Annotated in this window: 21 protein-coding genes; 2 read left to right on the top strand and 19 right to left on the bottom strand. The window is 55.3% G+C overall.

Going from position 1 to position 26,505, the window contains the following annotated elements; all coding sequences use genetic code 11:
* Positions 1 to 15 precede the first annotated feature (15 nt).
* Positions 16 to 996, bottom strand: coding sequence for an ABC transporter permease (locus tag ACFO1S_RS01700; RefSeq protein ID WP_204600960.1), 981 nt, complete (start codon positions 994 to 996; stop codon positions 16 to 18).
* A 220-nt stretch (positions 997 to 1,216) separates the two neighbouring features.
* Positions 1,217 to 3,652: a glycoside hydrolase family 31 protein gene (locus ACFO1S_RS01695; protein ID WP_204600961.1), complete on the bottom strand. Its 2,436-nt coding sequence runs from the start codon at positions 3,650 to 3,652 to the stop codon at positions 1,217 to 1,219.
* A gap of 211 nt (positions 3,653 to 3,863) precedes the next feature.
* Here ACFO1S_RS01695 and ACFO1S_RS01690 point away from each other — a divergent pair, with 211 nt between their 5' ends.
* Positions 3,864 to 4,661 (top strand): AraC family transcriptional regulator, encoded by a 798-nt coding sequence (locus ACFO1S_RS01690; RefSeq protein ID WP_204600962.1) that lies wholly within the window; start codon positions 3,864 to 3,866, stop codon positions 4,659 to 4,661.
* Positions 4,662 to 4,860: 199 nt separating this feature from the next.
* On the opposite strand, the gene ACFO1S_RS01685 is transcribed toward ACFO1S_RS01690, so the two are convergent.
* The 16 genes from ACFO1S_RS01685 to ACFO1S_RS01610 all read right to left on the bottom strand — a co-directional run bounded on the left by ACFO1S_RS01685 (position 4,861) and on the right by ACFO1S_RS01610 (position 23,992).
* The gene (locus ACFO1S_RS01685) at positions 4,861 to 5,667 is read right to left on the bottom strand and encodes a Nif3-like dinuclear metal center hexameric protein (RefSeq protein WP_204600963.1); all 807 of its coding nucleotides are present in this window, start codon (positions 5,665 to 5,667) and stop codon (positions 4,861 to 4,863) included.
* Positions 5,668 to 5,700: 33 nt separating this feature from the next.
* Positions 5,701 to 6,594, bottom strand: coding sequence for a carbohydrate ABC transporter permease (locus tag ACFO1S_RS01680; RefSeq protein ID WP_204600964.1), 894 nt, complete (start codon positions 6,592 to 6,594; stop codon positions 5,701 to 5,703).
* A gap of 11 nt (positions 6,595 to 6,605) precedes the next feature.
* Positions 6,606 to 7,532, bottom strand: coding sequence for an ABC transporter permease (locus tag ACFO1S_RS01675; RefSeq protein WP_204600965.1), 927 nt, complete (start codon positions 7,530 to 7,532; stop codon positions 6,606 to 6,608).
* A gap of 69 nt (positions 7,533 to 7,601) precedes the next feature.
* Positions 7,602 to 9,134: an ABC transporter substrate-binding protein gene (locus ACFO1S_RS01670; protein ID WP_378126110.1), complete on the bottom strand. Its 1,533-nt coding sequence runs from the start codon at positions 9,132 to 9,134 to the stop codon at positions 7,602 to 7,604.
* A 155-nt stretch (positions 9,135 to 9,289) separates the two neighbouring features.
* Positions 9,290 to 10,885, bottom strand: a complete 1,596-nt coding sequence (locus ACFO1S_RS01665; protein WP_204600966.1) for a helix-turn-helix domain-containing protein — start codon at positions 10,883 to 10,885, stop codon at positions 9,290 to 9,292.
* An 11-nt stretch (positions 10,886 to 10,896) separates the two neighbouring features.
* Complete coding sequence (locus ACFO1S_RS01660; RefSeq protein WP_204600967.1) at positions 10,897 to 12,594, bottom strand: sensor histidine kinase; 1,698 nt, start codon at positions 12,592 to 12,594, stop codon at positions 10,897 to 10,899.
* Positions 12,595 to 12,675: 81 nt separating this feature from the next.
* Positions 12,676 to 13,491, bottom strand: coding sequence for an alpha/beta hydrolase (locus ACFO1S_RS01655; RefSeq protein WP_204600968.1), 816 nt, complete (start codon positions 13,489 to 13,491; stop codon positions 12,676 to 12,678).
* A 296-nt stretch (positions 13,492 to 13,787) separates the two neighbouring features.
* Positions 13,788 to 15,008, bottom strand: a complete 1,221-nt coding sequence (locus ACFO1S_RS01650) for an acyl-CoA dehydrogenase family protein (RefSeq protein ID WP_204600969.1) — start codon at positions 15,006 to 15,008, stop codon at positions 13,788 to 13,790.
* A gap of 3 nt (positions 15,009 to 15,011) precedes the next feature.
* On the bottom strand, positions 15,012 to 16,430 hold the full coding sequence (locus tag ACFO1S_RS01645) for an LLM class flavin-dependent oxidoreductase (protein WP_204600970.1): 1,419 nt from the start codon (positions 16,428 to 16,430) through the stop codon (positions 15,012 to 15,014).
* A 14-nt stretch (positions 16,431 to 16,444) separates the two neighbouring features.
* Positions 16,445 to 17,461 (bottom strand): ABC transporter ATP-binding protein, encoded by a 1,017-nt coding sequence (locus ACFO1S_RS01640; RefSeq protein WP_204600971.1) that lies wholly within the window; start codon positions 17,459 to 17,461, stop codon positions 16,445 to 16,447.
* Complete coding sequence (locus ACFO1S_RS01635) at positions 17,445 to 18,470, bottom strand: ABC transporter ATP-binding protein (RefSeq protein WP_204600972.1); 1,026 nt, start codon at positions 18,468 to 18,470, stop codon at positions 17,445 to 17,447. The genes ACFO1S_RS01640 and ACFO1S_RS01635 overlap by 17 nt, the downstream gene beginning before the upstream one ends.
* 5 nt (positions 18,471 to 18,475) lie before the next feature.
* On the bottom strand, positions 18,476 to 19,456 hold the full coding sequence (locus ACFO1S_RS01630; RefSeq protein WP_378126108.1) for an ABC transporter permease: 981 nt from the start codon (positions 19,454 to 19,456) through the stop codon (positions 18,476 to 18,478).
* Positions 19,457 to 19,474: 18 nt separating this feature from the next.
* The gene (locus ACFO1S_RS01625; RefSeq protein ID WP_204600973.1) at positions 19,475 to 20,422 is read right to left on the bottom strand and encodes an ABC transporter permease; all 948 of its coding nucleotides are present in this window, start codon (positions 20,420 to 20,422) and stop codon (positions 19,475 to 19,477) included.
* A 30-nt stretch (positions 20,423 to 20,452) separates the two neighbouring features.
* On the bottom strand, positions 20,453 to 22,090 hold the full coding sequence (locus ACFO1S_RS01620; protein ID WP_204600974.1) for an ABC transporter substrate-binding protein: 1,638 nt from the start codon (positions 22,088 to 22,090) through the stop codon (positions 20,453 to 20,455).
* 38 nt (positions 22,091 to 22,128) lie between these two features.
* A complete protein-coding gene (locus tag ACFO1S_RS01615; protein WP_204600975.1) occupies positions 22,129 to 23,322 on the bottom strand; it encodes an amidohydrolase in 1,194 nt (397 codons plus the stop codon).
* Between the two features lie 4 nt (positions 23,323 to 23,326).
* A complete protein-coding gene (locus ACFO1S_RS01610) occupies positions 23,327 to 23,992 on the bottom strand; it encodes a carboxymuconolactone decarboxylase family protein (protein ID WP_204600976.1) in 666 nt (221 codons plus the stop codon).
* Between the two features lie 149 nt (positions 23,993 to 24,141).
* Between ACFO1S_RS01610 and ACFO1S_RS01605 the strand changes: the two genes are divergently transcribed.
* Positions 24,142 to 25,050, top strand: a complete 909-nt coding sequence (locus ACFO1S_RS01605; RefSeq protein ID WP_204600977.1) for a LysR family transcriptional regulator — start codon at positions 24,142 to 24,144, stop codon at positions 25,048 to 25,050.
* Positions 25,051 to 25,302: 252 nt separating this feature from the next.
* Here the strand turns inward: ACFO1S_RS01605 and ACFO1S_RS01600 are convergent, their stop codons facing one another.
* Positions 25,303 to 26,505: a DUF5780 domain-containing protein gene (locus ACFO1S_RS01600; protein WP_378126105.1), complete on the bottom strand. Its 1,203-nt coding sequence runs from the start codon at positions 26,503 to 26,505 to the stop codon at positions 25,303 to 25,305.

Here is a 26,505-nt window from a genome sequence, read left to right as displayed (position 1 = left end):
TCGATCGCTCCTTTCCTAGAATAAGCTTGAACCCGACACTCGCTTCGCAATGTAATTGCTGGAGAAGATCAGCACGACAGAAATGACAGACTGAATCAGATCAATCGCCGCCGCATAGGAGAATCGCCCGTCCCTCAGACCAACCTTGAACGCATAGGTTTGCACGATCTCCGAAGTCGGATTGTTGATGCTGTTCCCGAACAGGAAGGCTTGCTCGAAATTCGAGCCCACCAATCCTCCGCCCAGGATGCTTCCGATCGTGAGAATGAGCACCACCACAATCGTGCCCTTCATGCTGGGGAGCGTGATGTGGCGAATGCGTGCGATTCTTCCGGCACCGTCAATTTGTGCAGCCTCGTACAGGGCCGGATTGATGCCGGCGATGGCTGCCAGGAAGATGATCGTCCACCAGCCGACTTCCTTCCACACGGCGCTTCCGACAGCCAGTCCCCAGAAATAATCGGGGTTCGTGAGGATGTCCAGCGGCTTGTCGATAACCCCAAGGCTTACAAGCGCCTTGTTGACCAGTCCGATCTCGGCCGACAAGAAGGAAAAGGCGATACCTACGACTACGACCCACGAGATAAAATGCGGAAGGTAGCTTACCGTTTGGACCAGCCGCTTGAATCGCAGATGCTTCACTTCGTTCAACAGAATCGCCAGTAATATGGGAGCAGGAAAAGCAAAGATTACTTTAAGAAAGCTCAGCACCAGCGTGTTTCGGACAATCGTTCCGAACTGGTAGTCGTTCACGAACTCGTCGAAATGCTTGATGCCTACCCATTCACTCGTGAAAATCCCCTTGATTCCGCTGGAGATGGAGTAATCCTTAAACGCCATAATAATCCCAAACATTGGCGTATAGGCGAAGATCAGCAAGAATATAATTCCGAGTCCGACGAACAGGTGGAGAACCTTCTGCTTTTTGAACCGCTTCCAAAAGTATGATTGCCGTGCGCTTTTTGCCGTGCCCGCCATCTGTGTATCCAGTTCCATGCCTGCACCTCCTTGTTTTTCAAGTCTACGCTTTTAGACGAAGGAGGCGAAAGCCAACATTCTTAAGAAAGCGTTGTCATTTTTTAAGCTCTCACTCATCGGGTGCAACGGCTTCGTTATCCCGAGGACGATATACGATTCTACCGAGCGGTCGGATGCGGAGGATTTTTTTAAAAAGCGCGCAAAAAGCCTGCCGAGGGGTATCCGGCAGGCCAAACGATTAGAAGGTCAGCTCGATCAAGCTTCCCGTATAAGAGACTTGCCGTGTTACGGGGGTTGGATGGTCGTTCAGCGAATCCTCGGGGTCCAACAGCAGAACTTGTATATCTCGCTGCGACTGCATTCCCGGATAAGAGCCCTTTCTTTCCGCCATGATAAAAATCCGTCGCTCTTCATCCCAACTCATCGATGTAACCGCAAATCTGCCATCTTCATAGCCGTAATTGTCGCCCTCGTCTTCATAGTAGTCGAAGGAGCCGCTCTGTCCCCCATAAATCCGAATGAACAAATCCGCTTGCGTCTGATCGTCAGCATATTGAATATCGTCTCCCATCGGCAGGATGGAACCCGAACGAACGTACAGCGGAATACGCTCCAACGGAGCCTCGGCTTCCACCGTCTGTCCGCCGTCATATACGCGCTGGCTCCAGAAGTCGAACCATTTGCAGCCTTCCGGCAAATAAACCTCTCTCGTTTTTAAGATCCCCTCCAGAGGCGTCGAGCCGACGTCATAATACATGGGGCGAGTGACAGGGTTGACCAGCAAAGCCGGACCAAACATAAACTGATCTTGAATGTCGTAGGTACGGGAATCATGCCTGAAATCGAACGGCAACGCTCTAGTCAAGGTATAGTCGTCCCTGTAAATCCGATAGGCCAGCGAATAGATATACGGAAGCAGCCTGTAACGAAGCCGCAAGAAAGCGGCAAGCGCGTCGTAGAAAGGCTCGCCCGGCTCGCCGAAGCGCCAGACTTCACGAGGCGTATCCGTTCCATGCGATCGAAACATAGGCAGGAATGCGCCATATTGAAACCATCGCACGTACAATTCGCGATAGCCCAGGTCATCTACGCCGGCATCGTAATCTCCGTCCCAAAACCAGAGCTCCGGCTTATTCTGAACGAAGAACGCGCCGATATCCGTTGTCCAATATGGAGAGCCGGCGGCGCAGAAATTCAGCCCGTCCGGAATTTGCTTGCGCAAGGTGTCCCATGTGGCGGAAATGTCGCCCGACCAGGTAATCGTACCGTAACGATGCTGGCCCCCATAAGCGGATCGGGTCAGATTGACCACGCGTTTGCGATCGGTTGTCCTGCGCTGACCTTCGTAAATACCGCGGGAATGCAGCAAAGAATAGGCGTTAATCCATTCGGGGTCCAAGTAGAGCTTGGACTCCTCTGTATTGATCCTCATCCGGTCTTCCGGCTCGGGTTTCACGGCCCCTTTCCAATCCGCTTCAAACGGCTCCGTGCAATCGCACCACCAGGCATCGACGCCATTCGAGAACAATCCCTCGTAAGCCTGCTTCCAATAAAGCTCTCGGGCCTGCTCCCGGAAGGCGTCGTAGGTGGCCTGATTTCCCAACATAAAGCCTTGAGCGGCCATCTCCTTATGATTATCGCTATTCGTATTCATAATCGGCCATATGGACACCATAAGCCGGACATTAAGCCGGTGAAGCTCCTCCATCATCTTCTTAGGGTCGGGAAACCGTTCCGGGTCCAGTGTCTTCTGTCCCCAGAGCTCGCCGGTCCACGATTGCCAATCCAAGACGATACCATCCAGCGGCAATTGGCGCGAGCGGTATTCGCGGACCGTCTCAATGAGTTCATGCTGGGACTCATACCGCTCTTTGGATTGCACATATCCGTACGCCCATTTCGGCAGCATCGGCGCCTTGCCCGTTATAAAGCGAATGCCTCGAACGATTTCGTCCGGTTCGGGACCGTATATGAAATAGTAGTCCATCTCATCGTCGACATCGGTTCCCAGATAAGAACCGAATGCATCATCGCGGAACTTCATTAAGGAATAGCTATCTACTAAAATTCCGTAGCCGCGTGTCGACATGAGAACGGGAACGACCGCCTTCATGTTTTGCTGATACAGATATTGGTGCTGCCCGCGCAAATTAAACATTCCCTCTTCATGCGAGCCCAGCCCGTATAGCGCTTCTCCATTCGCCCATTCAAACGCCAGCTTTGTACGGTAAGCCTTTCGATCAATCGTCCTTTGAATTTTCTTGGCTCTGACTCGCAATCCGTCAGCGCCTTGCCCCGTTTCCAGCCTGGAGTCATCATCAAATAAGGATTTATACACATCGATCGGAACAAGCGTTTTACCGCCGCGGGAAGGCTCTTTCGTAAGCAGCTTGCCTTTCGAATCATAATAAGCAAACGAGCATGTCCTTTTATCGATACGGATGGTTACATACGAGGTGCAAAAGCTCAACTCGTTGCCCGAATCCTTGATTGTGAAGACTGCGCCATATTCCGGATTCCTAACGATCATAAGACTTTCTGCGGTGCTGAAATCTGCCTCCAAGGTATATTGAACGCGGATGACGCTGTCCGAATACGGGGTTAGCCGCATCCGTCCTTCCGTGGTTTCAAGCACAAGTCCATCCCTCGCGGCATGATAATTAACAATAGGCATATTATCCTCCTTTTTATTAAGCTCCTAGATTCAAACCCCACTGCGTTTACTAACATGATATTGTGTTTTTTATGTTTCATCTAACTTGATTTTGATAAAATCTAGCATAATATTGATATCGGGAGGGTTATCCATGCTAGAGTATCGGGTTCGGGAGAAAGTTGTTCACGGTTCCTATAAATTTCCTTTCGCAATCTATAACGTAGACTATTTGAACGGTAATCAGCAGATCCTTCCGTTTCATTGGCACGAAGAAATCGAATTAATCTATATCCGAAGAGGAAGCGCCGTCTTCTCCGTCAATCATGTGGAATATTCGGTTCAAGCCGGCGATTGCATCATCGTGAATTCGGGCGAGCTTCACTGCGGCTATTCGAATGGGAACGAGGGATGCGCTTACAGCGCGATCGTCTTCAAGCTTTCCTGGCTTTCCAGCCTTCATCCCGATTGTTGTCAGGAGTATTTAAACCCGCTTTTGAGAGGCTCTGCCCTATTCCCAACTCTAATTAACAGCGAGCATAAGGAATTGCTTGATCTTGTTGTATTGCTGCTCTCGGATTTCCACGAACAAGAGGAGGGCTACGAACTTCTGTCTAAAGGGCGTTTGCTCATTTTTTTAGCTAAAATATATCCCCGCCTGATCCCCAGAAAGCGTTACGACCAATCTAATCAAGAGAACCATCAAAAATGGAAAAGGATGATTTCCGTATTGGAATATATGGATGCGCACTATAAGCTGCCTCTGACTCTCGAACAAATGGCTTCTGTCGCTTCCATGTCCCCGTCCCATTTTTGCCGTCTCTTCAAAGAGCTGACAGGGGTAAGACCTGTAGAGTACGTAAATCTGCTTCGCGTGAATAGTGCGGCATTAATGATTCAGTCGAGCTCTTGCAGCATCCTGGATGCGGCAATGGAAAACGGCTTCCAGCATTTGAGCTATTTCTCCAAGCAGTTTAAAAAGCATATGCAAATGACACCCTCCGAGTATAAGTTACGAAAACCGCAGTAAGCTTAACCGTTCAAATCTTGCGGGCGGACATACAAAAGGACCGCATTCCACCGTTAAGCGGAGCAGCGGTCCTTCCTGGCAAAGCCCTATTCCATTCAGGTGCGCGGAACGAAATATGCCCTTCCCTACACCTTGACAGCCCTCATCGCAACCATAATCTCTTTGATAGAACGGCGTTTGCCATACGTCTGAACGCCGCCTACAGATACACGAACGGCTCCTTGGCATCCACGAAGGTCACCGGAACGCCTTCCGCAATCGGAAGAAGCCATTCGGCCAAGTATTTCATGCCCCATTCCTCGGTACGCTCATGGCCCACGACGATCATCGCCTTGTTCATGCCGAGCATGGAGGCGTCGTTGACATACGCGCACAGCGTCCATTCCGTAATATCTCCGCACACCATGACGTCCAGCTCCTTGTCCCGCATGAGCTCCATCGGCATCTCTTCCCGCCCGAGGCCAAGGCTGCCGCCTCCGACCAGAATACCGATCCGGGAGCATGGGGACTCCGGCTTGCCTACGATTCGCACATTGCTCATGCCAAGCTTCCTTTTGAAAAATACCGCCAACTCTCCGACGGTAGTCGGCTCGATGACGTACGACCAAGGAGACGAGGGATCGAGCTTATAATTCTCCCAACCTAGCTCTTGAACAAGCCCATCATAGATCAGATCGCTCTTGGCCATATGCATATGATCGTGAAAGCGCCAGATCGCGATTCCGTTGTCTTCAATAAGCTTCTTTTTGGCTGCATACACGGGGTCGTTTTCCAACCAATCCACCTTGTCGGCTCCGGTAAAATAAGTCGGCTCGTGGGTAACGATCAGGTTCGCGCCAATGGAGATCGCTTCTCTGATCACGTCCACAGTCGCCGTGAACGTCGTGACGATGCCCGTTACTTCCATGTTCGCGCTTCCGCTCGCCAATACGTCGCTCGTCTGCTCCAGCTTGCGTCCGCCGCAGCTTTTCTCCAGTACGCGATCGATAATGTCTTGCACTTTCATTCGCTCACAGCTCCTTTTCTCCAGTGAAGGCCTCTATCCCTTAACGGCTCCGATAACGACGCCCCGGGTCAAATATTTCTGCAGCGGCGGCAACACGACGAGAATGGGCACGATGCCAAGAACCGCCATCGCCATTCGCACCGCGCTGCTCGGCAAATCCACCGCGCCTGCTCCGACCGCGTTGCCCGCCTGACCCGAATTGAGGTATTGAATGTTGTTCATCAATTGAACGAGCAGGTTCTGAATTCCGTAATACTGCGGCTTGCTCACATAATAAAGCGCGTTGATCCAGTCGTTCCAGTAAGCGAGCCCCATAAACAAACCGACGGTCGCCAGAACGGGCACGGAGAGCGGCAGCATGATGCGGAAGAACGTTCTCGTCTCGGTGGCGCCGTCAATCTGCGCGGATTCGATCAGGTCGATCGGCACGTTGCTCTTGAAGTAATTCCGAACGAGCAGCACATTGAATCCGTTCGCCAGAAGGTTAGGTACGATCAGCGCCGCCAGGGAGTCTTTAATGTGGAAGTATTGCGTCCACATGATGTAGGACGGGACGACTCCTCCGCTAAACAGCATGGTAAAGAAAACGACGAAGGCCAGCGTATTGTGGTACTTGAAATCTCTCCGCGACATCGGGTAAGCCAGCATGCTCGTAATAAGCAGGCCGACGGCCGTTCCGATGATCGTCACAAGGAAGGAGACGCCGTATGCTCTCAGGAACGTATATGCCGAAGCTTTCAGATACAGATAAGCGTCCAGGCTGAGCGCCTTCGGGAAGAAGCTGTAGCCGTCATTGATCAGGCTAGACTCCTTCGTTACGGAAGCGATGATGATGAGAACGAACGGCAAGAAAGCGGCCAGTGTGATGAGCCCCATCATAATGGCGGCGAACAGGGCGAAGGCGCGTTCCCCTCTCGTTTGAATCATGGACTTACCTCCTAGAACAAAGCATTTTCCGAATTGACCCGTTTAACGATCGAGTTAACGACAAGGACGAGTACGAAGCCGACGAGCGACTGATACAGGCCCGCCGCTGCCGACATGCCGATGTCGTTGAGCTGCATCAGCGCGCGATATACGTAAGTGTCGATCGTCTGGGTCGTGCTGTACAAGGCTCCGGCGTTAAGCGGAACCTGGTAGAAGAGACCGAAATCGGAGTTGAAGATGCGGCCGATCGACATGAGACCGAGCACGATTACCGTAGGCTTGAGAAGCGGCAGCGTAATCGTCCGAATCTGCCTCAGCTTGCCCGCCCCGTCGATCTTGGCCGCCTCGTAGATGCTCTTGTCGATCCCGGCGATGGAGGCGAAATATACGATGGAGCCATAACCCGCCATCTTCCACATCTGTATGAAAACGAGTAGATAAGGCCAGTATTTCGCTTCCGAATACCAATTGATATCCGGAAGGCCGAGCGGCCGAAGAATCGACTTGTTGACGAAGCCGCTGTCCGCGTTCAGAAAGGCGAATACGAGCATCGACAGCACGACCATCGAGATCAGGCTCGGCAGCACGAGACCGGATAGGTAGAGCTTTGAATACAATTTGGCCAGCAGCTCCGACATTAGAATGGCAATGAAAATCGAGCAGATCGTTCCAATGACGATGAACGACAGGTTATACAGCAGCGTATTTCTCGTCATGATCCAGGCGTCGGTCGTTCGGAACAGGAACTGGAAGTTATCGAAGCCGATCCAGTCGCTTCCGAAGATTCCCTTGGCATAGTTAATGTCCTTGAACGCGATAAACACTCCGAACATGGGAAGATAGCTGTTGATTAGAAAATAAAGCAGGCCCGGGACGGCCAGCATCAGGAGCGGCGCCGTTTTCCGGAGCGCGCTCGAAGTTCCCTTCGCATTCCTCATTCCGATTACTCCCCCATTACGGAAAATGGAACCTTCGACAGGCTCCATTCTCCTTAATGCCTTTCTTTGTTAATTGCCTTGGGACGCGATCCATTGATCGAGCTGCTCTTGCTTGCTCTTGATGACGTCCGCCGCGCCCGCGTCGTTCAGCGCCTTGACTAGCTTCGGTATGGTCGTCTCCGGATCGAGAGAGCCTGTGACGAGACCAGGCAGGTATTGGTTGACCACATTGTTCACGGCGCTGATCTGCGTCTTTACCTTGCTCTGATCGAAGATGAAGCCGAAGTATGGCGAACGTTCCGTTTCTTTGTTCTCCTTAAGCTTCAATTCGATGTCCGACCAGTTGATTCCCTCGAATTGATACTGCAGCGACTCGGAGCCGACGATTCCGGTGCTTATCATGGCCGTGTAAGAGACGGTATTGGCGTCCTTGCCTTCCGGGAACTTGACGTGATGCTCGTCGACCTTCACATAATCTTCGCCCTCGATCCCATACAGAATCGTGTTGATCAGTTGCTCGTCGGTATAGAGCAGGTTCAGGAATTTAACCGAGGCTTCCGCCACCTTCGACGTGCTCGACACCATCCAACTGACGGAATTGACTGCGCTGGTATCAAAGTAGAACGGAGCGACTCGTTTGGTCTCGACGTTCTTGCCCGTCTGCGCGCTGATCGTCTTGCCAACCTCCATTCCGCCATAGCCGCCGAGGAAGGAGAATTCTCGACCGGATGCCAGCATTTCGCTAGACGTGATCGTCGTTGTCGCCGCATCCTTTTGCAGATATCCTTTGTCGTACCAGTCTCGCATCATTCGAACGCCGTTCTTGAAAATATCGGTCTCGTAGAAGTTGACGACCTTGCCGTCGTCGCCGACCACGACGCCCACCCCGGTCGTGTCCGTCAGGAAATCGACCTTATGGGTTCCCTTCAGCAGATTGATCAGATTGGTGTCGCTCGGATTGACATTGATCGGACCGAACGGGACCACATCCGGATTCTTCGCCTTGACGGCCTCGAAGATACCCGCCAGATCGTCTGCCGAAACGATGTCGTCGGCGCTGTAGCCGGCTTCCTTGAGCATATCTGCGTTGTAGACGACGCTGACCGGCAGAGCCATTCCTTTGTTTACCGGGATTCCATAGATTTTTCCGTTAATGGTCGTGGCCTTCAGCATGTCCGGACCGAAGTCCTTCTCCAGAATCGAGGTCATCTCCTTGCCGTGCTCGGCGAGAAGTTCGTCCAGCGGAGCGACCTGGCTCTTGGAGACGTAATTCGAGAATTGACCGAGTGTCGTGAATACGTCCATTTTCTCCCCGCTCTGGAGGGCCAGGTTTACCTTCTGCGTATAATCCGCCGGCCCATAAATGCGGAAATCGACCTTGACGCCGATCTTGTCTATCGTAAGCTTGTTGATCGCGTCGGTGACTTTGCTCAGGTCATCCGGGATTCGATTGAAGGACGGCATCGCGAAGACGACCTCCTCCACCTTGCCCGAACCGCTTCCATCAGCCGAAGACGATGAATCCGAATTGCTGCATGCCGTCAATAACGACCCGCCGAGCGCCACCGACATTAGCAGCGCCGCTATCCCTTTTTTTCTCACCGCGATACCCCCTGTTCGTTGTTTTCGCTTTCATTGTACTTGTTCGAGACAAGAGCGGCTTTCAAAAAGACGGCCTGAATTTTAGAAAACAAGCACTCCCGGCCATAACTCCGGCAGAGCCAAAACTCCGCCTCCCGGTCGGAAGCGGAGTTCGGTTATTGAAGCGGCTTGTGCTTCGAGCGGTAAGCGTTCGGAGTTTCCCCCGTCATCTTCTTGAACACGGTGGAGAAATAGGACAACGTATCGAAACCGGTCTCCAGCGCGATCTCGCTTATGCTCGATTTGCTCTCGAGCAAAAGCTGCTTGGCCGCGTTTATTCGGCATTCGTTCAAATATTCCTTGATTGCAAGGCCTGTCTCCGCTTTAAACACCTTGGCCAAATAATCCGCCGTCAGGTACACGTGGGCGGCAACGTCCTCCCGGCTCAACTCTTGTTTGTAATGCTCATGAATGAACCGCTTGGCCTTATCGACGACTCCTTCGGACTTCAGCGCCTCCCGAATGGAATCGATCGTCTTGTCGGTAATCGCTTGGGCCCACTTCATGAAGTCAAATACGCTGCTGTCGGCTTGTTGCGCCAGCTGCAGGATGGTTTCGTCGGCGAATAGCCGATGCGCCTGGATATGATTTCTTAGGAGCATAGAATAAACGACCTGCAGAAAATCTTCCCGAATCGAATGCAAGGTCGCGGGATCCAGCTTGTTCTGCTCGGTCAGTCTCTCCAGCTCTTTCTTCAGCCCGTTGACGATCTGAATCTTCTCTTTCTGGACGAATAGCAGCGCGAAGCGGTCCATGTCCAAAGCGTAGCGATCCGTCGTATCATAATGAAAAGGGTCTTTCTGAAAATGGACCTTCCCTCTGAAGATAATATTGGAAGCGTCTAATAGCTCCAATTGTTCTCTTGTCCGAGAAAGCTCGGAGATGGCGACCGTCTCGCTGATGTAACAGGTTATCGTGCATTTCAAATATTGCGCGCACAGCGCGATCAGCCGTTCCCCGATATCCCTCAACTGTTCCGCATCGAACGGCCCTTCCACAATCATCGCATTGTAGAATGCGGACTCCGTCTGATAAGGAATGACTCGATCATGATTAACTTGTCGAAAAAGAACCTCGGAGCCTAGATTGGACAGAGCGTACTGAAAGATGCTGCTGTCCCAGTGTCCCTCAAGCTGGGATCGCGGAACGCCGACGAGAAACAGGCCATAAGCTCCCTCGACAGTCAGCGGCAGCTCTCTCTTGCGAATCTCCCACTGGATAAGATCCGTCCGAGGAGAAATCGCCTCCGTCAAGATATCCCTCCAGAAATTCCGCTCCACCCATTCCTTGTTCTTGATCCAGGTCATGCCAAGCTTGCTGTACTCGTCCAGCATCCGGTTCTGCTTAAGAGCGTCAACGGCCTTGCGCAGCGCGGCCTCCAGCTTCGTCTTGTCGATTGGCTTGACGAGGTAAGCATCGGCGTTGTACGAAATGGCCGTCGAAGCGAACTCGAAGCTCTCGTGACAGGTGAAGAAAATAAAGCCTCCGTCATACTCCCGCTCCCGGACCCACTTGATCATGTCGAGTCCGGAGCCGCGCGGCATCTCGATGTCGCAGACGATGATGTCCGGTCGCGCGGCCTCGAACAGCCTCTGGGCATCCTGAATGTTGTACGCGGTCATCGTCTCTCCTACCCCGTGATCGCTCCAATTCACGATGCGAAGTAACGCCTCGACCGTAGGGATGTCGTCGTCAATCAATAAGCAGCGCATTCAGATCCCTCCTACGCCGTTCGTTCGTCGTTTATCGTTGCCGGTATCCACAATTCCACCCGCGCTCCGGACGGTTCGCCGTTCGACAGGTTTATCAGATCCTCTCGCCTGTATAAGAGTTGAAGCGTTCGTCGGACGTTGGCGATTCCGATATGAACCCCTCCCTCCGCCTCATCCCCGGAAGAGAAGCCTCTCAGCCATTCGCCGGAAAAGCCGCCTCCGTTGTCCTCGATAACAATTTTTACGAAGGAAGCGCCCTCCCTTGTCACGAAGCCGGCGCGGATATAAATCGAGAGCATCTCCCCGTAGAACATCGCATGCTTGAAGACATTCTCGACGAACGTCTGAACCATGAATTGGGGCACAAGCGAGCGGCCAGCCTCCTCCTGAATCTCGAACATATAGAAAATCTGATCGGGATACCGGATCTCCTGCATGCGAATATAGTTGACTGCATGCTTGATTTCTTCCTCGAGCGGAACGACGGTTAAGCCGACCTTGAACATATAACGCAGGTGCTCGGACAGATGATGGATCAGACTGCGTATCTCTTCGTTTTTGTTCTGATAAGTCAGACTGGTCACCGTCGAGATGGCATTTAGGAAGAAATGCGGGCGGATCTGCATCTGCAAATATTTGATCTCCGCGCGGCTGCGCTCGATCTGCTCCTCGTAGGATTGGATCTTCAGATCCGTAATCTCTCTCACCATGGATTGCAAGGAATGGAACAGCTTCGTGAATTCCATCGAGTATTGCGAACCATCGGGAATTTGCAGCTCCTGCTGCCCCTTCTCGACCTCCTTGGCCGCCTTGACCAGCTCCAGAACCGGCTTGAGAATATCCCTCGCCAGCCAGCGAAGGACTAGAGGCACGACAATTAGCGATACCAGCGCCAGAAGGACGATGATCCACTGGATTACTTTCAGCTTAGAGAACACGCTCTGCTTGGCGACGAGGTTCGTGATCTGGCCGAATTCGGCAATAGGCTCAGAGATCATGAGATAGCGGCCGCGATATTCGTTCCGAAGCTCGTCCATGGACTCGATGAATTCCGGGCTTGCTTGGTTCAAGGTCAGAATGCGACCCTCCCGGTCGCTAAGCACGTATATATTCCGATCGTTTCCTCCCCGGTTTACCATGTCCAGAAGAGTGTCCGCATTCACGAACGTACCGAAGGTCATCTCCGCGTAAGTCATGTATTTAAACAAATAATGGATTCCTTGAATAGAGAGAACCGTCCATTCGTCCGCTTTTCCTTCCGGATCGGGAGCCCATTCCTGCTGCGCGATATAGTCGATCAGCGCCAGCTTCTCGTTGGAGTTGATGCGAGAGCTGATTTGAGCGAGAAGCGTATCGCCGGGCAGACGGATAAAGAGGCCGTCGCTGGCGTCGTTGCCGGACATCTTCGCGGTCAACGCCTTCTTGAGCTGGATCGCTCTGAAGTACCGTGCGCTCTCGTTCAGCTGCTCGAAGTCGCTTGCCGCATCGACGTTATTCTCGAAGATTTCTGTCAAATCCTTGGAAAAGTTATTCAAGTAGTTCCGGATGTTGGCTTGATACAGGGAGAGCGTGTTGCGCGCGCTGTCCAGGGTGTTGTTCCTCACGACCTCCAGCGAGTACACATTGCTCAAGACCAGAATGGTGAACAGAATCGCCACGATGATGGTCAATTGCAAAAAAAACTTGAAGACGATGCTGTTCGTACGCATCTTGAGCCCTCTCCTTTCTGCCGTAATCCAGGAAGCCCCCGACCTCAATCGCACGATCGAGAATCAGGGGCTTCCTTGACGCTATTCCGCTGCCGGGAACGCAGGAGGCTCTCCTAAAGCCCACTTCAAGCCGTCCGCGATCGTCTCGTTCCAGAAATCCCAAGTGTGGGAGCCGGCACTTTCGCGATAAGTGTGCTCGATCTTCTCTCGCTCGAGAAAATCATGGAAGCGACGATTCACGTCCAGCAAGAAATCCTCGGTCCCGCAAGCCATATAGAGGTTTGGAAGCTCCTCGCCGTTTTCATTCAGCCGCCGGACGATCGCTTCCGGATCCTTTTCGCTGCCGAGCAGCCGAGTCAAATCCCCGAAGACGCTCCGATAATAGCCGTAATCGGCGATTCCGTCCTTAAAGCCGGGCTCCATATTAGCGATTTTATACGGGATAAGGGCAGACGACAATGCGATAATTCGGCCAAAGCGATCTGCGTACTTATAACCGTTCCGAATCGCACCGTATCCGCCCATGGACAATCCGCCGATGAACGTGTCCTCCCTGGCGGAAGAGAGCGGGAGCAGCTTGCGGGTAAAGTCGACCAGCTCTTTACCGATGTATTCCCCATATCGCGCGCCCTTATTCTCATCGTCTACGTAGAAGTGGTTTTCTCCGGAGGGCATGATAACGGCAATCCGATAACGGTCCGACAGCTCCCGGATACGAGAGAAGCTAACCCAATCCGAATGAGTGCCGGAGTATCCATGCAGGAGATACAGCGCCTTTAGCGGCTGAATCGTATCCTCTTGGACGGAAGGGATGGGGGAATCCAGCGGAATGAGTGCGGTGAACGGAACTTCGCGCTTCAGGCTTCGCGAGAAGAAATGCAGGTTCAAGACGGCCATCGAAATCCTCCTCTTTGGTTTTTTATAATTCATTAGAAATTTCGCAATATTATCAGTGTAGCTCAGACGGACGGCGTTCTCTTATAAAAATAAGGCGAAAATTTATAAATACAAGGGGAAGCTATATAGGTTGAACCAAAGACACAACAATGAGCATGCAAAGTGCCCAGACAGTCTGTGAGGAACCTGTACGCGACGAGAGATTGAACATACTAAGACAAAACTCAGACAAAAACCTTGATAGACCGAAATTCGGCTATCAAGGTTTCTTCATTGACATTATAAAGTTCGCCGATTCACCTCGCGTCAAGCTCGCCCAGTTGAAGTCTTCCGGCCGTCTCCCGATGCTTGTCCACCGGGTCGTGCAGCGTCAGCGTGCGCGCATTGCGGTAGTACATGTCGAAGTTGTTCTCACGGGTTGCGGATCTGGCGCCCATCGTCTGAAAAATGCCGCTCGTTACCTCGAGCGCGGTTTCCGTGGCGATAATCTTGGCGTGAGAAGCGGCGGCGCGAACGGTCGGAAGCAGCTCCGGCGCCTCCTGGTACGCCTGCAGCAGGCGCGCCGCTTGCAGGACAAGCTGGCGCGACGCCGCCAGCTTGGCGGACATGTCGCCGAGCCGCAGCGCGAGCACGGAATCCGCGGCATCGGCGGACGTCCAAGCCGCGCGCTTGCCCGCCGCGTAGCGGAGCGCCTCGCGATAGGCGCCATAGGCGATGCCGGTAAATTGCGCGGCGAAGTGGACGTTGAACTGCGCGGCAAAAAAATCGCCGAACGCCGCGAAGGCGCCCGGCCGACCGATCAACTGCCGCTCCGGGACGAATGCTTGCCGCGCCGTGACGGTGCCGCTGCCCGTTCCGCGCTGACCGAGGCCGTCCCAGTCGCCGTGCACCGTAATGCCCGGCGAATCCAGCGCGACGATCGGCATCGCAAGCGGCGCGCGCGGATTGTCCGCTTCTTCCGCCAGCACGGAATGCCAGAACGCCCATTTGGCGCCCGGAGAGCCCGTCGCGAACCGCTTGTCGCCTTCCAGCAAATAACCGCCTTCCACCCGCGTAAGCTTGCTCCGCATCTGGAGGCTCGCTCGATCAGGCCGGTTCTCGCTGCCGAAGCTGCCGAACATGGCGCCCTCCCGCACTTCTGCGAAGAAGAAGTCGGCTTGCCGCTTTTCTCCTAGGGCGTGAATATACTGCACGGCAGAGTTATGCAGGGCAAGCACCTGCGACGCCGACGAGCACCAGGACGCGATCTCCATCAATACGAGCGGCAGCGCGACCACGTCTCCGCGATAACCGGCGCCGAAGCCGCCGGCTCCCGCAGGTACGGCCAGCGCGGTCAGCCCGGCTCCCTTGAGCGCCTCGATCGCCTCGCGGGGATAATCGCCGTCCCGGTCGACCCGGTTCGCCGCAGGTCCGATGACCGCGCGTCCCAGCTCGCGAGCTTGCAGCACCAGGGCATGCTGGCCTTCGGTCAGCTCCAGCCTTTCCGCGAGCTGCCGCTGCCGTTCTTCCAGCAGCATAGGTCAGCGGCTCCCTTCGCCGGCGGGAAGCGGCGCCGCATCGTTCGCGGATGCCGGCCGCAGCCGCGCCGCGTCGCGAAACGCCGTCGCGGGATGGCTGATCGGCAACCGCGCGTTGCCCGGACCGAACAGCTTCTCGCGGAACGTGCCCTGCGCGTAATCCTTCTTGAACAAGCCGCGTTCCTGAAGAATCGGCACGACAAGGTCGATAAAATCCGCATACGTGCCGGGGAGCACGTAAGGCTCTACGTTAAAGCCGTCCACGTCGGTTTCCTCGACCCAGGCCTGGATCTGGTCCGCCACTTCCTCCGGTGACCCTACGACGGTCAAGCCGCGGAATCCTTTCTGCAGGAAATCGTCGATAACCTCGCTTACCTTTTTCTTCGTGGGGCTGTATTTCGTAAACCGGTCCGTATGCGTCTGCCCCATCTCGGTATGCACGTTCTCGAAATAGGAGTCGGGATCGAGCTTCGTCAGATCGATGCCCGTCACGCTGGCATAAGCGGCTAGCGCGGACTCCCGGCTCTGATAGCTTAAATAAGATTCGTATTTCCGCTGCGCTTCCTCGCGCGTCGGCGCCGTCACGACGGACAAGCCCGTAAATACTTTCACGGATGCCGGGTCGCGGCCGATTTCTTGCGCTCTCCTGCGGATGTCGGCAACCTGCTCGCGCAAGATCGCCGGCGTCGGCGCCTTCAAGAACACCCCTTCCGCATGCTGTGCCGCGAATATGCGTCCCCGCTCCGAGCTGCCCGCCTGGAAAATGACCGGCGTCCGCTGTGGAGAAGGCGATGGCGTATGATATCCGCGGAGCTTGAAGTACTTGCCCTCGTGCACGACCAGATGAACCTTCTCCGGATCGGTGAAAATCCGCTTCTCCCGGTCGATCACGACGGCGTCGTCGTCCCAGCAGCCTTCCAGCAGCTTGTAGCTCGCTTCGAGAAAATCGTCGGCCATATCGTACCGCTCATCATGAGGCAGAAAGTCGGTTCGCCCGAACAGGTCCGCCGCCGTCGGGTTGCTCGTCGTGACGACATTCCAGCCGATCCGGCCCTTCGTCAGATGATCCAGCGTCGAGAAGCGGCGGGAATTGGCGACCGGCGTCTCGTAAGTCGTGGATGTCGTCATCGTAAACGCCAGATGCTCCGTAACCATCGCGAGCGCCGGTATGAGCAGCATCGGGTCGTTGCCCGGCGCGCCGCCGGCTTCCCGGAACGCCAGCTCCGGATTCTTCTTCGGGTAGCTATACGTATCGGCGAAAAACATGAAATCGAATTTGCCCCGTTCGAGCAGCTTGGCGATTTCCACCCAGTAATCGATGCTGTTGAAATGAATCCGGTTCTGCTCCGGATGCGTCCAGATGCCGGGCGTCAAGTGATTAACGGCGTTGACTTCGAATACGCCCAAATGGATTTGCTTCATTGCGATTCTCTCCCTTAGTTAGGTTTGCGGCTCTCGCCGGACGACGCGAGCGTCTCCGCATGGTGACAGGCTGCGGAGTGGTTATGCGCCAGCCTTCTTAGCGGCGGCTCTTCCTTCCGGCATATGTCCGTCGCATAAGGACAGCGGGTATGGAACGCGCAGCCGACGGGAATGTCGAGCGGCGACGGCAGCTCGCCGGTCAGCTTGACCCGTTCCTTCGCCTTGCCCGGCGAAGGAACCGGCACCGCCGACAGCAGCACTTTCGTATACGGATGGCGGGGCGACGCGAACAGCGCGTCCGTCTCCGCTTCCTCGACCAGCTTGCCGAGGTACATGACGCCGATGCGGTCCGAGATATAACGCACGACGCTAATATCGTGGGCGATAAACAGGTAGGTCAGGCTCAGCTCGCGCTGCAGCTTTTTCATCAGATTGACGATCTGCGACTGAATGATGACGTCCAGTGCGGACACCGGCTCGTCGCAGACGACGATCTGCGGATTGAGAATCAACGCACGCGCGAGCCCGATCCGCTGGCGTTGGCCGCCGGAAAGCTCGTGCGGATAACGCCAGCCGTGCTCCGGGCGCAGGCCGATCCGCTCCAGCATGTCGGCAACCCGCTGCGCCCGCTCTTCACGCGAGCGGACTCCGTGGATAATCAGCGCTTCTTCGAGCGTTTTGCCGATTTTGCGGCGAGGGTTAAGCGACGTGTAGGGATCCTGGAACACCATCTGCAGCTGCTTGCGGACGCCGCGCATCATCTTGACGGGAAGCTGGAGCAGGTTCTGATCCCGGTAGACGACCTCTCCGTCCGTCGCTTCCTGCAGCCGGAGAATCGTCTTGCCGAGCGTGCTCTTGCCGCAGCCCGATTCGCCGACCAGCCCGTAGGTTTCTCCTTCGAACAGCTGAAAGGAAACGCCGTTCACCGCTTTGACGACCGGAGCATTGCGGCTGAAAGCCGAACCGCCGCGATAATGCTTCGTCAGATTGCGGACCTCCAGCAGCGGCTTGTTCTTAGGCGCAGTCGTCATCCCGCGTTCCTCCCTCCTCCAATGATCCGACGTACCAGCAACGGGCTGCATGTCCGTCGCCGACCTGCACGACGGGCGGCTGCTCCGGTCCCCTGCAGCGCTCGTCCGCGTACGGACAGCGCTCGGCGAACCGGCAGCCGGGCGGAATCTCGTGCAGCGTCGGCACGCTGCCTTCAATGGCAGGCAGCGCCCGGCCTCGATCGCTGTCCAGCGTTGGAACGGCCTGCATCAAGCTCTTCGTGTAAGGATGCAGCGGCCTGGCGAACAGCTCGTTCACCGGCGCCTCCTCGACGATCTGGCCCAAATACATGACCAGCACGCGGGTGCACGCCTCGGCGACGACGCCAAGATCGTGCGTGATGAGCATGACGCTCATGCCGTAGCTTCGATTAAGCTCGCCGAGCAAGTCGAGTATTTGCGCCTGAATCGTCACGTCCAGCGCCGTTGTCGGCTCGTCCGCAATGAGCAGCGAGGGACGGCAGGCAAGCGCGATCGCGATCATAACCCGTTGTCTCATGCCGCCCGAAAGCTGGTGGGGATACTCTCTCATGCGCCGCTCGGGCGCCGGAATGCCGGTCAGGCGCAGCAGCTCGACCGCCCGTTCCTTGGCGGCTTGGCGCGGCACCCGCTCATGCAGCCTGATCGCTTCCGTCAATTGCTTGCCGATCGTGAATACCGGATTGAGCGAGCTCATCGGGTCCTGGAAGATCATCGAGATTTCGTTGCCGCGTATCGAACGCATGCGCGAAGGCGACAGGTTCAACAGATTTTCGCCGCGATAATTGACCTCGCCCTCGTAACGGACCCTGCGTTTCTCGTCCAGCAGCCGCATGATCGATTGCGACGTGACGCTCTTCCCGCAGCCCGACTCCCCGACGATGCCGATAAATTCGCCGGCCTTCACCTGGAACGAGACGCCGTCCACCGCGGCGACGCTCCCCTTGTCCGTCCGGAACCACGTTCTCAAATTTCGCACGTCCAGCAGTTGATTATCGCCGGCCTTCGTCATGTGCCTCACTTCCTTCCCGATTTGCCGCCGGCGCGATCGGCATGCGGATCGAGATAATCGCGCAGCCCGTCGCCGAGCAGGTTGAAGACGAGCGCCACCGCGAACAGCGCCGCGCCGGGAAACACCGTCATCCACCATGAGTTGAAAATATACATCTTGCCGTCCAGCAGCAGATTGCCGAGACTCGGCGTCGGCGCCGGAATGCCCGCCCCCAGAAAGCTGAGCGCCGCCTCCACAATAATGACTTCGACGAAGATGAACGTCGTCTGCACGATCAGCACCGACATCGTGTTGGGAGCGATGTGCCGCCACAATATTCGCGTCTTGGAGGCACCGAGCGCCTGCATCGCCTCCACGTAAGTCTGCTCCCGGACGACGAGCACTCCCGAGCGGACGACGCGGGCGACGTTCGGCGTGATGACCGCCGTCAAGCACAGCATCAGATTGCCGATGCTCGGTCCGAGCATAGACATGATCGCCAGCGCCAGCAAGATGCTCGGGAAGGCGATCAAGCCGTCGGAGATGCGCATGAACAGCTGATCGAGCACGCGGTAGAAGCCCGCGTACAAGCCGATGACGAGACCGAGCAAGCCGGACATGGCCGCTACGCCCAAGCCGACGAGCACGGAAATCTGCAGTCCGAACACCGTTCTGCTATAGATGTCCCTCCCGAAATTGTCGGTGCCGAACAGATGGGTCGAACCGGGCTTCTGAAAGCGGCTCGCCACGTCCAGCCCGTACGGATCGTGCGTTGCGAACAGCCCCGGCGCCAGCGCGACGGCGCCGATCGCCGCCACGGCGATGCCGCTGAACAGCAGCTCCTTGTTCGAGGCCAGCCTGCGAAGCAGCGGCTTTCGTTCCGCTCCGGCGGCAGTCGCCTGCATCCCGACCGCGCTCCCGCGCACCGATGACGTCCGGTTCACGCCTTCGTTCACGGCCGGAGGCCAATCCGCAATCTCGTGTGACGTCGACTTTTCAGCGGCCATCGTAACTTCCTCCCTTCTTTACCGATTCAGTCTGACCCGGGGATCGATCGCCGCGTAGAGCAGATCGACGAGCAAATTCAGCAGCACCGTCAACGTCGCGACGAATAGCACGGCGCCTTGAATAACGGCATAATCTCTGCGTTGCACCGAATTGACGAGCAATTGTCCCAGCCCCGGAATGTTGAAGATCGACTCGACAACCGCCGCACCGGCGATCAACGCGCCGAACGACTGGCCGATGACCGTCACGATCGGCATCAGCGCGTTGCGCAAGCCGTGCCAGTACACGATGCGGCTTTCGCGCACGCCTTTGGCCCGAGCGGTGCGGATATAGCTCTCGCCCAGCACCTCCAGCATCGCCGAACGCGTAATGCGCGTCAGAAGCGCCGAATGAATGATCCCAAGAGCGATCGCAGGCATCAGAAGATGCTTGAGATAGATGCCGAGCCCCTGGCTGATCGGCTTGTAGCCGGACACCGGCAGCCATTTGAGCTGCACGGCGAACAGCAGCATCATGAACAGGCCGAGCAGGAAGCTGGGCACCGTCATCCCGAGCAGCGTAAAGCCGCGAACCGACCGGTCGGCGGCCGTGCCCGGCCGCGAGGCGGCGAATAAGCCGAGGGGGATCGCTATGACGATCGCGATCCCCTGCGCCAGCACGGCGATGGACAACGTGGGAGGCAGCCGTTCGACGATCGCATCCCATACGGGCTGCTTCAGCGCGTACGATTGGCCGAGGTCGCCCTGCAGCAATTGGACGATCCAAAGCCCGTACTGCTCGAAGACCGAACGGTGAAGGCCCATGTCCAGCCGCAGCGCCTCAAGCATCTCCGGTGTGGCCGTATCTCCGAGCAGCGCCAGAGCGGGATCGCCGGGTATGAGATAAATGATCGAGAATACGACCACCGACAGGATGAACAGCACGATAAGCAGATACAAGCACCGTTTTCCGATAAAACCCAGCATCGTTTAACCCCCCTCCGGCGCCATCGCCGCTTATTTTTTCAATACCTTCGTGTTCCAGAGGATCGGGCCTTCAAAAAATTGATAGCCGACGACGTTGTTGCGATTCGCGTAATAAGTGCCGGTATCGCCGATCTTGACGGCGCCCAGGTAGTTCCAGTGGTAAGCGTGCAGCGCGTCGGACGCCTGCTTCTTCGCTTCCGGAGTCAGCGCCTCCGTCGTATTGCGGATCAGCTGTTGCAGCTGCTCGTCTTCAGGCCAGCCGTATGATTTGCCGAGGAACAGCACCTGCGAAGGGCTCGCCTGGTTGGAGAACGAACCGACGTAGATGTCCCACGCCGCCGGGTCGCCGCGCCGGGCGATCATCGTCGTGAAGTCGTACGTGTCGATCTTCGCCTTGATTCCGATCTTCTGCAGCTGGTCGACGACAAGCACGGTCGCGTTGTAGAACGCCCCGGCTGAATCTCTCGTCGTCAGAAACACGAGCTCTTCGCCATTGTAGCCGGATTCCTGGAGCAGCTGCTTCGCCAGCTCGGGATTTTTCTGATTGTACTTCTCCGCCCCGGCTTCGCTGTGCCACTCCGCGTTGTCCGGCGTGACCAGGCTCGAATTGAGACGGTACAGCTCGGGGTCGGACGTATAGCCAGCCAGCACCTGCTCGGCGTCCAGCGCGGCGGCGATCGCTTCGCGGAACTTCACGTTCGACGGGAACGGTGCCTTTTTGTTGAACACGATGTTGAGCTCTCCCGCGAACACCTTGTTCAGCGTCACGTCGGACAAGCTCTGCACCTGCGGCAGGTTGTCGACGGTCACGCTGGCGAAATCGTAGTCGCCGGCCAGGAAGGCGTTAAACGCCGTAGAGCCGTCGGGAATCAGATCGAAGTAGACGTCTTTGACCAGCGCTTCTTTCTTGCCGATTACGCCGTCCTGCGGGCCCTCGGGGGAGACGTAATCGTCGAAGCGGGTCAGATGGACATATTGATCCTGCTTGTATTCAACATACTTGTAAGGACCGGTGCCGATAATTTCCGTCAGGCCGTCAGGCCCGGCCGATTCGATCGCTTCCTTCGTCGTGATCGCGGAAAACTGGAGGTAGCTCGCAAGCTGCAGCGGAACGTCGTTGCTCGGCTGGGCAAGCGTAATCGCCACTGTGTATTCGTCGACTTCCTCGAAGAGCGAATCGCCGAACGAGGTTTGAACGCGCGCCGTCTTTTCTTTCCAGCGGTTGAGCGAAGCGACGACGTCCTCCGCCTTCAATTCCTTGCCGTTGTGGAACTTGACGCCCTTGCGAAGCGGGAACGTATACGTCTTGCCGTCCTCGCTCACTTGAATTTCCGTGGCCAACACCGGCTTAGGCTCATATTTGGTATTGAACGCCACGAGCTGCTCGTAAATGTGGCGGTCGATGTTCGCTACGCCGCCCGTCGGCACCAGGTGCGGATCGAGCGAGGCGAATGTCAGCGTCAGCGGATAGCGGAGCACGTCCACGGTTTCTTCTCCGTCGGCCGCGTTCGAAGCGGACGGGCTCGCCGAAGCCGACGGCGATCCGGAGGAAGCGGGCGGCAACGAAGCGCCTTTGTCGTTATTCGAGCTGCAGCCGCTGATGATCACCGCGATGGCAAGCAGCGTTGTCAGCAGGAAGCCGAACGTTTTTTTCGAAGTTCTGTTCATAGGTATCAATCTCCCTCTCCATATCTTGTCTGTTTGGTTTATGGCTCCCACTGAAGCAGCCGCTCCGCAACTTGAAGGAATAACTCGGTGCCGATTGGCAGCGCGTCTTCGTCGAAGTCGAACTTCGGATGATGATGCGGATGGACGATGCCGCGTTCCGGATTGCCCGCTCCGATCATGACGAACGTTCCCGGCACCTTCCGCTGATAGGCAGAGAAGTCCTCGGCTCCCATGCCCGGAGGCAATCTCGGCACCTGATCTTCGCCGACGACTGCGCCCGCGACCTCCTCGATGATGCGCGTCAGCTCGTCGTCGTTGACGACCGGATCGTAGCCGAACAAGTAATCCAGCTCGTAGGAAGCCCCGTGCGCCGAAGCGATGCCGGCGACGAGCCGTTCAATCTGCTTCGGAACCTGCTGGCGAAGCGTCTCGTCGAAGCAGCGGACGGTGCCGCGCAGCAACGCGGTGTCGGGAATGACGTTATGCGACGCGCCCGCCGTGAACTGCGTAACCGATACGACCAACCTTGCCAGCGGATCGGTATAGCGGGAGACGATATGCTGCAGGTTCGTCACGACCTGCGCGCCGATCGCGATGGAATCGACCGCTCGGTGCGGCGTGCCCGCATGGCCCCCGCTGCCCTTGATCACGATCGAGAAATTGTCCGGCGAAGCCGCCGTCGCTCCGTATCCGAGCCCGATCTGCCCGAGCGGCAGCAGCGAAGCCAGATGCTCGCCAAAAATCCAGTCCACGCCGTCGACCGCGCCGGCCTCTACCAGCTCGCGCGCGCCTCCGGGCGGCATTTCCTCCGCATGCTGGAAAATAAAGCGGATCTCGCCGTGCAGCTTGTCTTGCCTTGCGGCCAGCAGCTTCGCCGCCGCCAGCAGCATCGAAGTGTGCCCGTCATGCCCGCAAGCGTGCATGACGCCGGGCGTCTGCGACACGAAGCCGTGACCGTTCTCCTCGTGAATCGGCAAAGCGTCCATATCGGCGCGCAGGGCCAGCGTCTTGCCCGGATACGCTCCGATCAGCCGGGCGACGACGCTTGTCGGCGTCAGCCGCTTGATTTCCAGATTGCCGAAGCCGCGCAGCTGCTCCTCGACGAAATCCGCCGTGTTGTATTCCTGGAAGGAAAGCTCGGGATGCTGATGCAGATGTCTTCTCCAGGCGATCAATTGCGCCTTCAATTCGACCGTTTCGCTGCGGCGGAGCCGCTCATTTGCTGTCGGCATAGGCTTACTCCCGCTCGAAAGCGTGCAGCGCGTTCACCCGATGCGCCACGACGGCTCCGGCATTAAGCACGGCGGCCACGAGCAGCGTTTCGGCGATTTCCTGCAGCGTAACGCCGGCCGCTTTGGCCTGTGCGGTGAAGATTTCGATGCTGTATGCTCCGCCGGTGACGAACGCGGCCCCTACGGCGATGAGCAGCTTCTCCTTCTCGGTCAGCTTGCCTGCTTTAAGCGCTTGGTCGACATAACGTTCGAAGGAAGTCGCGCCCTGCGGGTTCAGCTCGGCCAATTGCTCCGCGCGGGCCAGATTGGCGAGCGGATACAGATCGCTTCCTTCCTCTTTCCCGCCCTCGTATGCAGCCAGCAGGTTAACCCCGTGATAGTACGAAGCGTGGGCATTGACCGCGGCGGCCACCGCGATCACTTCGGCCAACTCGCCAAGCGAAGCCTGCTCCGCCTTTGCCTTGCCCGTATGAGCTTCTATACAATAAGGGCACCCGGTGATATGCGTAATCCCGACCGCGATCAATTCCTTTACTCTGACGGTCAGCGCGCCTTCGGCCAACGCTTGCTTGTTGAACTCTCCGAACGCTTGGAACGCCTCGGGGGCAAGACCGAACAGCTTGGAAGAAAAACTCGGCGCGCGGCGTACGTACAAACTTTCCTGTGACATAAAAACACCCTCCATTTTAATTCTTAGTATTCCGCTTGGTTTATTTGAACTATGTCTGTTATAATAGCCGATAAGATTGATTATGTATAATTGAAAAAAGTAAAGAGGGAGTTTATAAAAATTAAACTGAGTAAGGAGAGCGGAAAACTATGGAAATAAGACTCATCAAGACGTTCCTTACAATCGTTAAGCTCGGAAGCTTCCAAGAAGCGGCTAGGGCGCTGCAATATTCTCAGCCTACCATTACCGTGCAGGTGAAAAAGCTGGAGGAGGAATTGGGCATCAGGCTGTTCGAACGGGGAAAAACGACGGAGCTGACGAGCGCCGGGAGATTTTTCCTACAGAAGGCGGAGAAGCTGCTGCAGCAATACGATGCCTTCGAGAACGATTTGCGCGACTACACGCAGGGGGATGCGGGACTCATCCGGATCGGGATTTCCGAGCCTTCCGCGAGCAATCGGTTTCCGGCGATCTTGTCGGCATTCGCGCAAAAAAGACCGAAGATTCAAATCAAAGTCGCCATCGGCTCCAACAAGGGACTGGTCGATATGCTGCTGAACGAGGAGATCGACCTCGCGTTCTGCAACCGGCCCGAACCGCATATCGAGCTGTCGTTCGAGCATCTGCTGACGGAAACATTCGGCCTCCTGCTGTACGCCGATCACCCGCTGGCCGCGCTGGACAAGCTCGGCATTCGCGATCTGAAGGACGAGAAATTCATTATGACGCCCGGAACCTGCCCTTTTCGCATTCGCGTCGAGGAAGCCATCTCCGAAAAAATCGGCATGCTCCGCCAAAGCAGCATCGAGGTTACCGGCATCAATTCGCTCAAATATTTCGTGCAGGCAAAGCTCGGCATCGCGCTCGCGCCGCTCGTATCCATCTCGCCGCCGCTGCCCGGAACGGTCGTCAAAGCCGTGTCCGACATGATCGCCGGCCCCGATCTGGGCATCCTGATCCGCAAGGAAGCCGTCGGGCGCAACCGGATTCTGAACTATTTGACGGACGATATCCGCCGCGTGTGCAGAGAAGACCTGCAGGAGCAGACGCCGGCCTGATCTCCGGCGCCGCTGCGTCCGGGACGGGGCGGCTCACTGGGTATTAGATACGACTAATAACCCCTCTTTGGCGTGAAGGGTTAGGGGAATTTGTTTTATTCGACGTTTTGTTATCCGGTGGTTCTCCACTTCATGAGCGGGTATCCCATCTTTGTAATTTTTCCCGTTCGGATAATAAATCAAATGGATAATAAATAAAGACCGCCGAGACTTTCTCGACAGTCTGATCGCCAAAAATGGCGGTTCAAATACTTACTTATATTGCTTGTCCTTATATTCCTCTACCCAATAATTATAATACTCATTTTCCCATTTCGTTCCATCATAGTACTCTACCTCTTTGACGCAAGCAATGAATTTCTTTGCATCAAGACTCTTACTGTATCCACCCGTTAATTGATATCCGCTATTTGAACCATAGGTTTTGCCGGGTTGAATGTTTGCCTCTGCGTTACCTTCATTTAAGATGTCCGGAGACAACCAACCTGTTTTAACAGGATACCCGTCCCCATCAAATCCCATCCACCCCACAACATACTTTTTCACAACTTTATCTGTGTTATTTTTAACTTGGATCGTCACATACTGATCGTCAAGCCAATCTGTAAATAGTCCTGTTTTGATTACGCTTAATTCTTGTTTCCCCTTTAAATCTTCCATCTTTTCCCTACGCTCGATCGCTAGTTTTTCTTCGTTTTGTTTTTGATACACTGTTTTTTTCGCCACTAAATCAGAGTCATTTAATAATACTTTCAACGAATCTGACATCACACGAATTGCTTCCTCATACTTCTGATCGGATGCGAATGCCTCAGCTTCAGACAATACAGCTTGTTTATAATCGCTTGATGATGCGCTAATTAATTCTTGTGCCTTTTTATAATTTACTCCATCAGATTCAATGACCTTTTTTAGCTCAGCAAGAGCTTCTTTAGGTTTATTTTGTGCAATAAACTCTTCGCCGGTTTTAAATGCAGTTCTTGATTTATTCAATGCGTTTATTTCTTTCTCAACCGTTTTCAATTCCGATAGCATTAAAGCTGTTTTCTTGATACTTTCCAGGTCCTTTGAAGCTGAGCTAAAATCAATCTTTTCATTTATAAAATCTTCTTTAATTCTCTGTATATCCTCTTTCAAAAAAACTTCCACCGTTTTTTCTTTATCTAAGTCACCCTTAATTTCTTGTTCGTATACTTCAATCGCGTCAGAATACTTATGATCAAGCAAGGCTGATTTAAATGTAGAAACGGGGTCACTATTATTCAACAACCTTATAGACACGAAAGCTACGAGGGCAACAACCACCAGTGTCGTTCCGGCTAATAACCATTTGGTTTTTTGGGAAACTGTTCTCTTTGCTAATTCTTCTCCAAGCTTTGCTCCACATTTGTTACAAAAGGTACTGTCATCTGACACTTCGTTTCCACATTTACGACAGCTTGCCAAAACAATCAC

The organism is Cohnella boryungensis (genome assembly GCF_042651945.1).
Lineage (GTDB): Bacteria > Bacillota > Bacilli > Paenibacillales > Paenibacillaceae > Cohnella > Cohnella boryungensis.
The sequence above is the reverse complement of the archived record's forward strand: the minus strand, read 5'-3'. Positions and strand labels throughout refer to the sequence as shown.

Excerpts from the sequence above, each read along its gene's own strand:
- ACFO1S_RS01660 (WP_204600967.1), bottom strand. The coding sequence starts at position 12,594 with ATGCGTACGAACAGCATCGTCTTCAAGTTTTTTTTGCAATTGACCATC.
- ACFO1S_RS01620 (WP_204600974.1), bottom strand. The coding sequence starts at position 22,090 with ATGAACAGAACTTCGAAAAAAACGTTCGGCTTCCTGCTGACAACGCTG.
- ACFO1S_RS01635 (WP_204600972.1), bottom strand. The coding sequence starts at position 18,470 with ATGACGAAGGCCGGCGATAATCAACTGCTGGACGTGCGAAATTTGAGA.
- ACFO1S_RS01610 (WP_204600976.1), bottom strand. The coding sequence starts at position 23,992 with ATGTCACAGGAAAGTTTGTACGTACGCCGCGCGCCGAGTTTTTCTTCC.
- ACFO1S_RS01645 (WP_204600970.1), bottom strand. The coding sequence starts at position 16,430 with ATGAAGCAAATCCATTTGGGCGTATTCGAAGTCAACGCCGTTAATCAC.
- ACFO1S_RS01605 (WP_204600977.1), top strand. The coding sequence starts at position 24,142 with ATGGAAATAAGACTCATCAAGACGTTCCTTACAATCGTTAAGCTCGGA.
- ACFO1S_RS01650 (WP_204600969.1), bottom strand. The coding sequence starts at position 15,008 with ATGCTGCTGGAAGAACGGCAGCGGCAGCTCGCGGAAAGGCTGGAGCTG.
- ACFO1S_RS01700 (WP_204600960.1), bottom strand. The coding sequence starts at position 996 with ATGGAACTGGATACACAGATGGCGGGCACGGCAAAAAGCGCACGGCAA.
- ACFO1S_RS01665 (WP_204600966.1), bottom strand. The coding sequence starts at position 10,885 with ATGCGCTGCTTATTGATTGACGACGACATCCCTACGGTCGAGGCGTTA.
- ACFO1S_RS01630 (WP_378126108.1), bottom strand. The coding sequence starts at position 19,456 with ATGGCCGCTGAAAAGTCGACGTCACACGAGATTGCGGATTGGCCTCCG.
- ACFO1S_RS01680 (WP_204600964.1), bottom strand. The coding sequence starts at position 6,594 with ATGATTCAAACGAGAGGGGAACGCGCCTTCGCCCTGTTCGCCGCCATT.
- ACFO1S_RS01675 (WP_204600965.1), bottom strand. The coding sequence starts at position 7,532 with ATGAGGAATGCGAAGGGAACTTCGAGCGCGCTCCGGAAAACGGCGCCG.
- ACFO1S_RS01640 (WP_204600971.1), bottom strand. The coding sequence starts at position 17,461 with ATGACGACTGCGCCTAAGAACAAGCCGCTGCTGGAGGTCCGCAATCTG.
- ACFO1S_RS01625 (WP_204600973.1), bottom strand. The coding sequence starts at position 20,422 with ATGCTGGGTTTTATCGGAAAACGGTGCTTGTATCTGCTTATCGTGCTG.
- ACFO1S_RS01655 (WP_204600968.1), bottom strand. The coding sequence starts at position 13,491 with ATGGCCGTCTTGAACCTGCATTTCTTCTCGCGAAGCCTGAAGCGCGAA.
- ACFO1S_RS01685 (WP_204600963.1), bottom strand. The coding sequence starts at position 5,667 with ATGAAAGTGCAAGACATTATCGATCGCGTACTGGAGAAAAGCTGCGGC.
- ACFO1S_RS01615 (WP_204600975.1), bottom strand. The coding sequence starts at position 23,322 with ATGCCGACAGCAAATGAGCGGCTCCGCCGCAGCGAAACGGTCGAATTG.
- ACFO1S_RS01695 (WP_204600961.1), bottom strand. The coding sequence starts at position 3,652 with ATGCCTATTGTTAATTATCATGCCGCGAGGGATGGACTTGTGCTTGAA.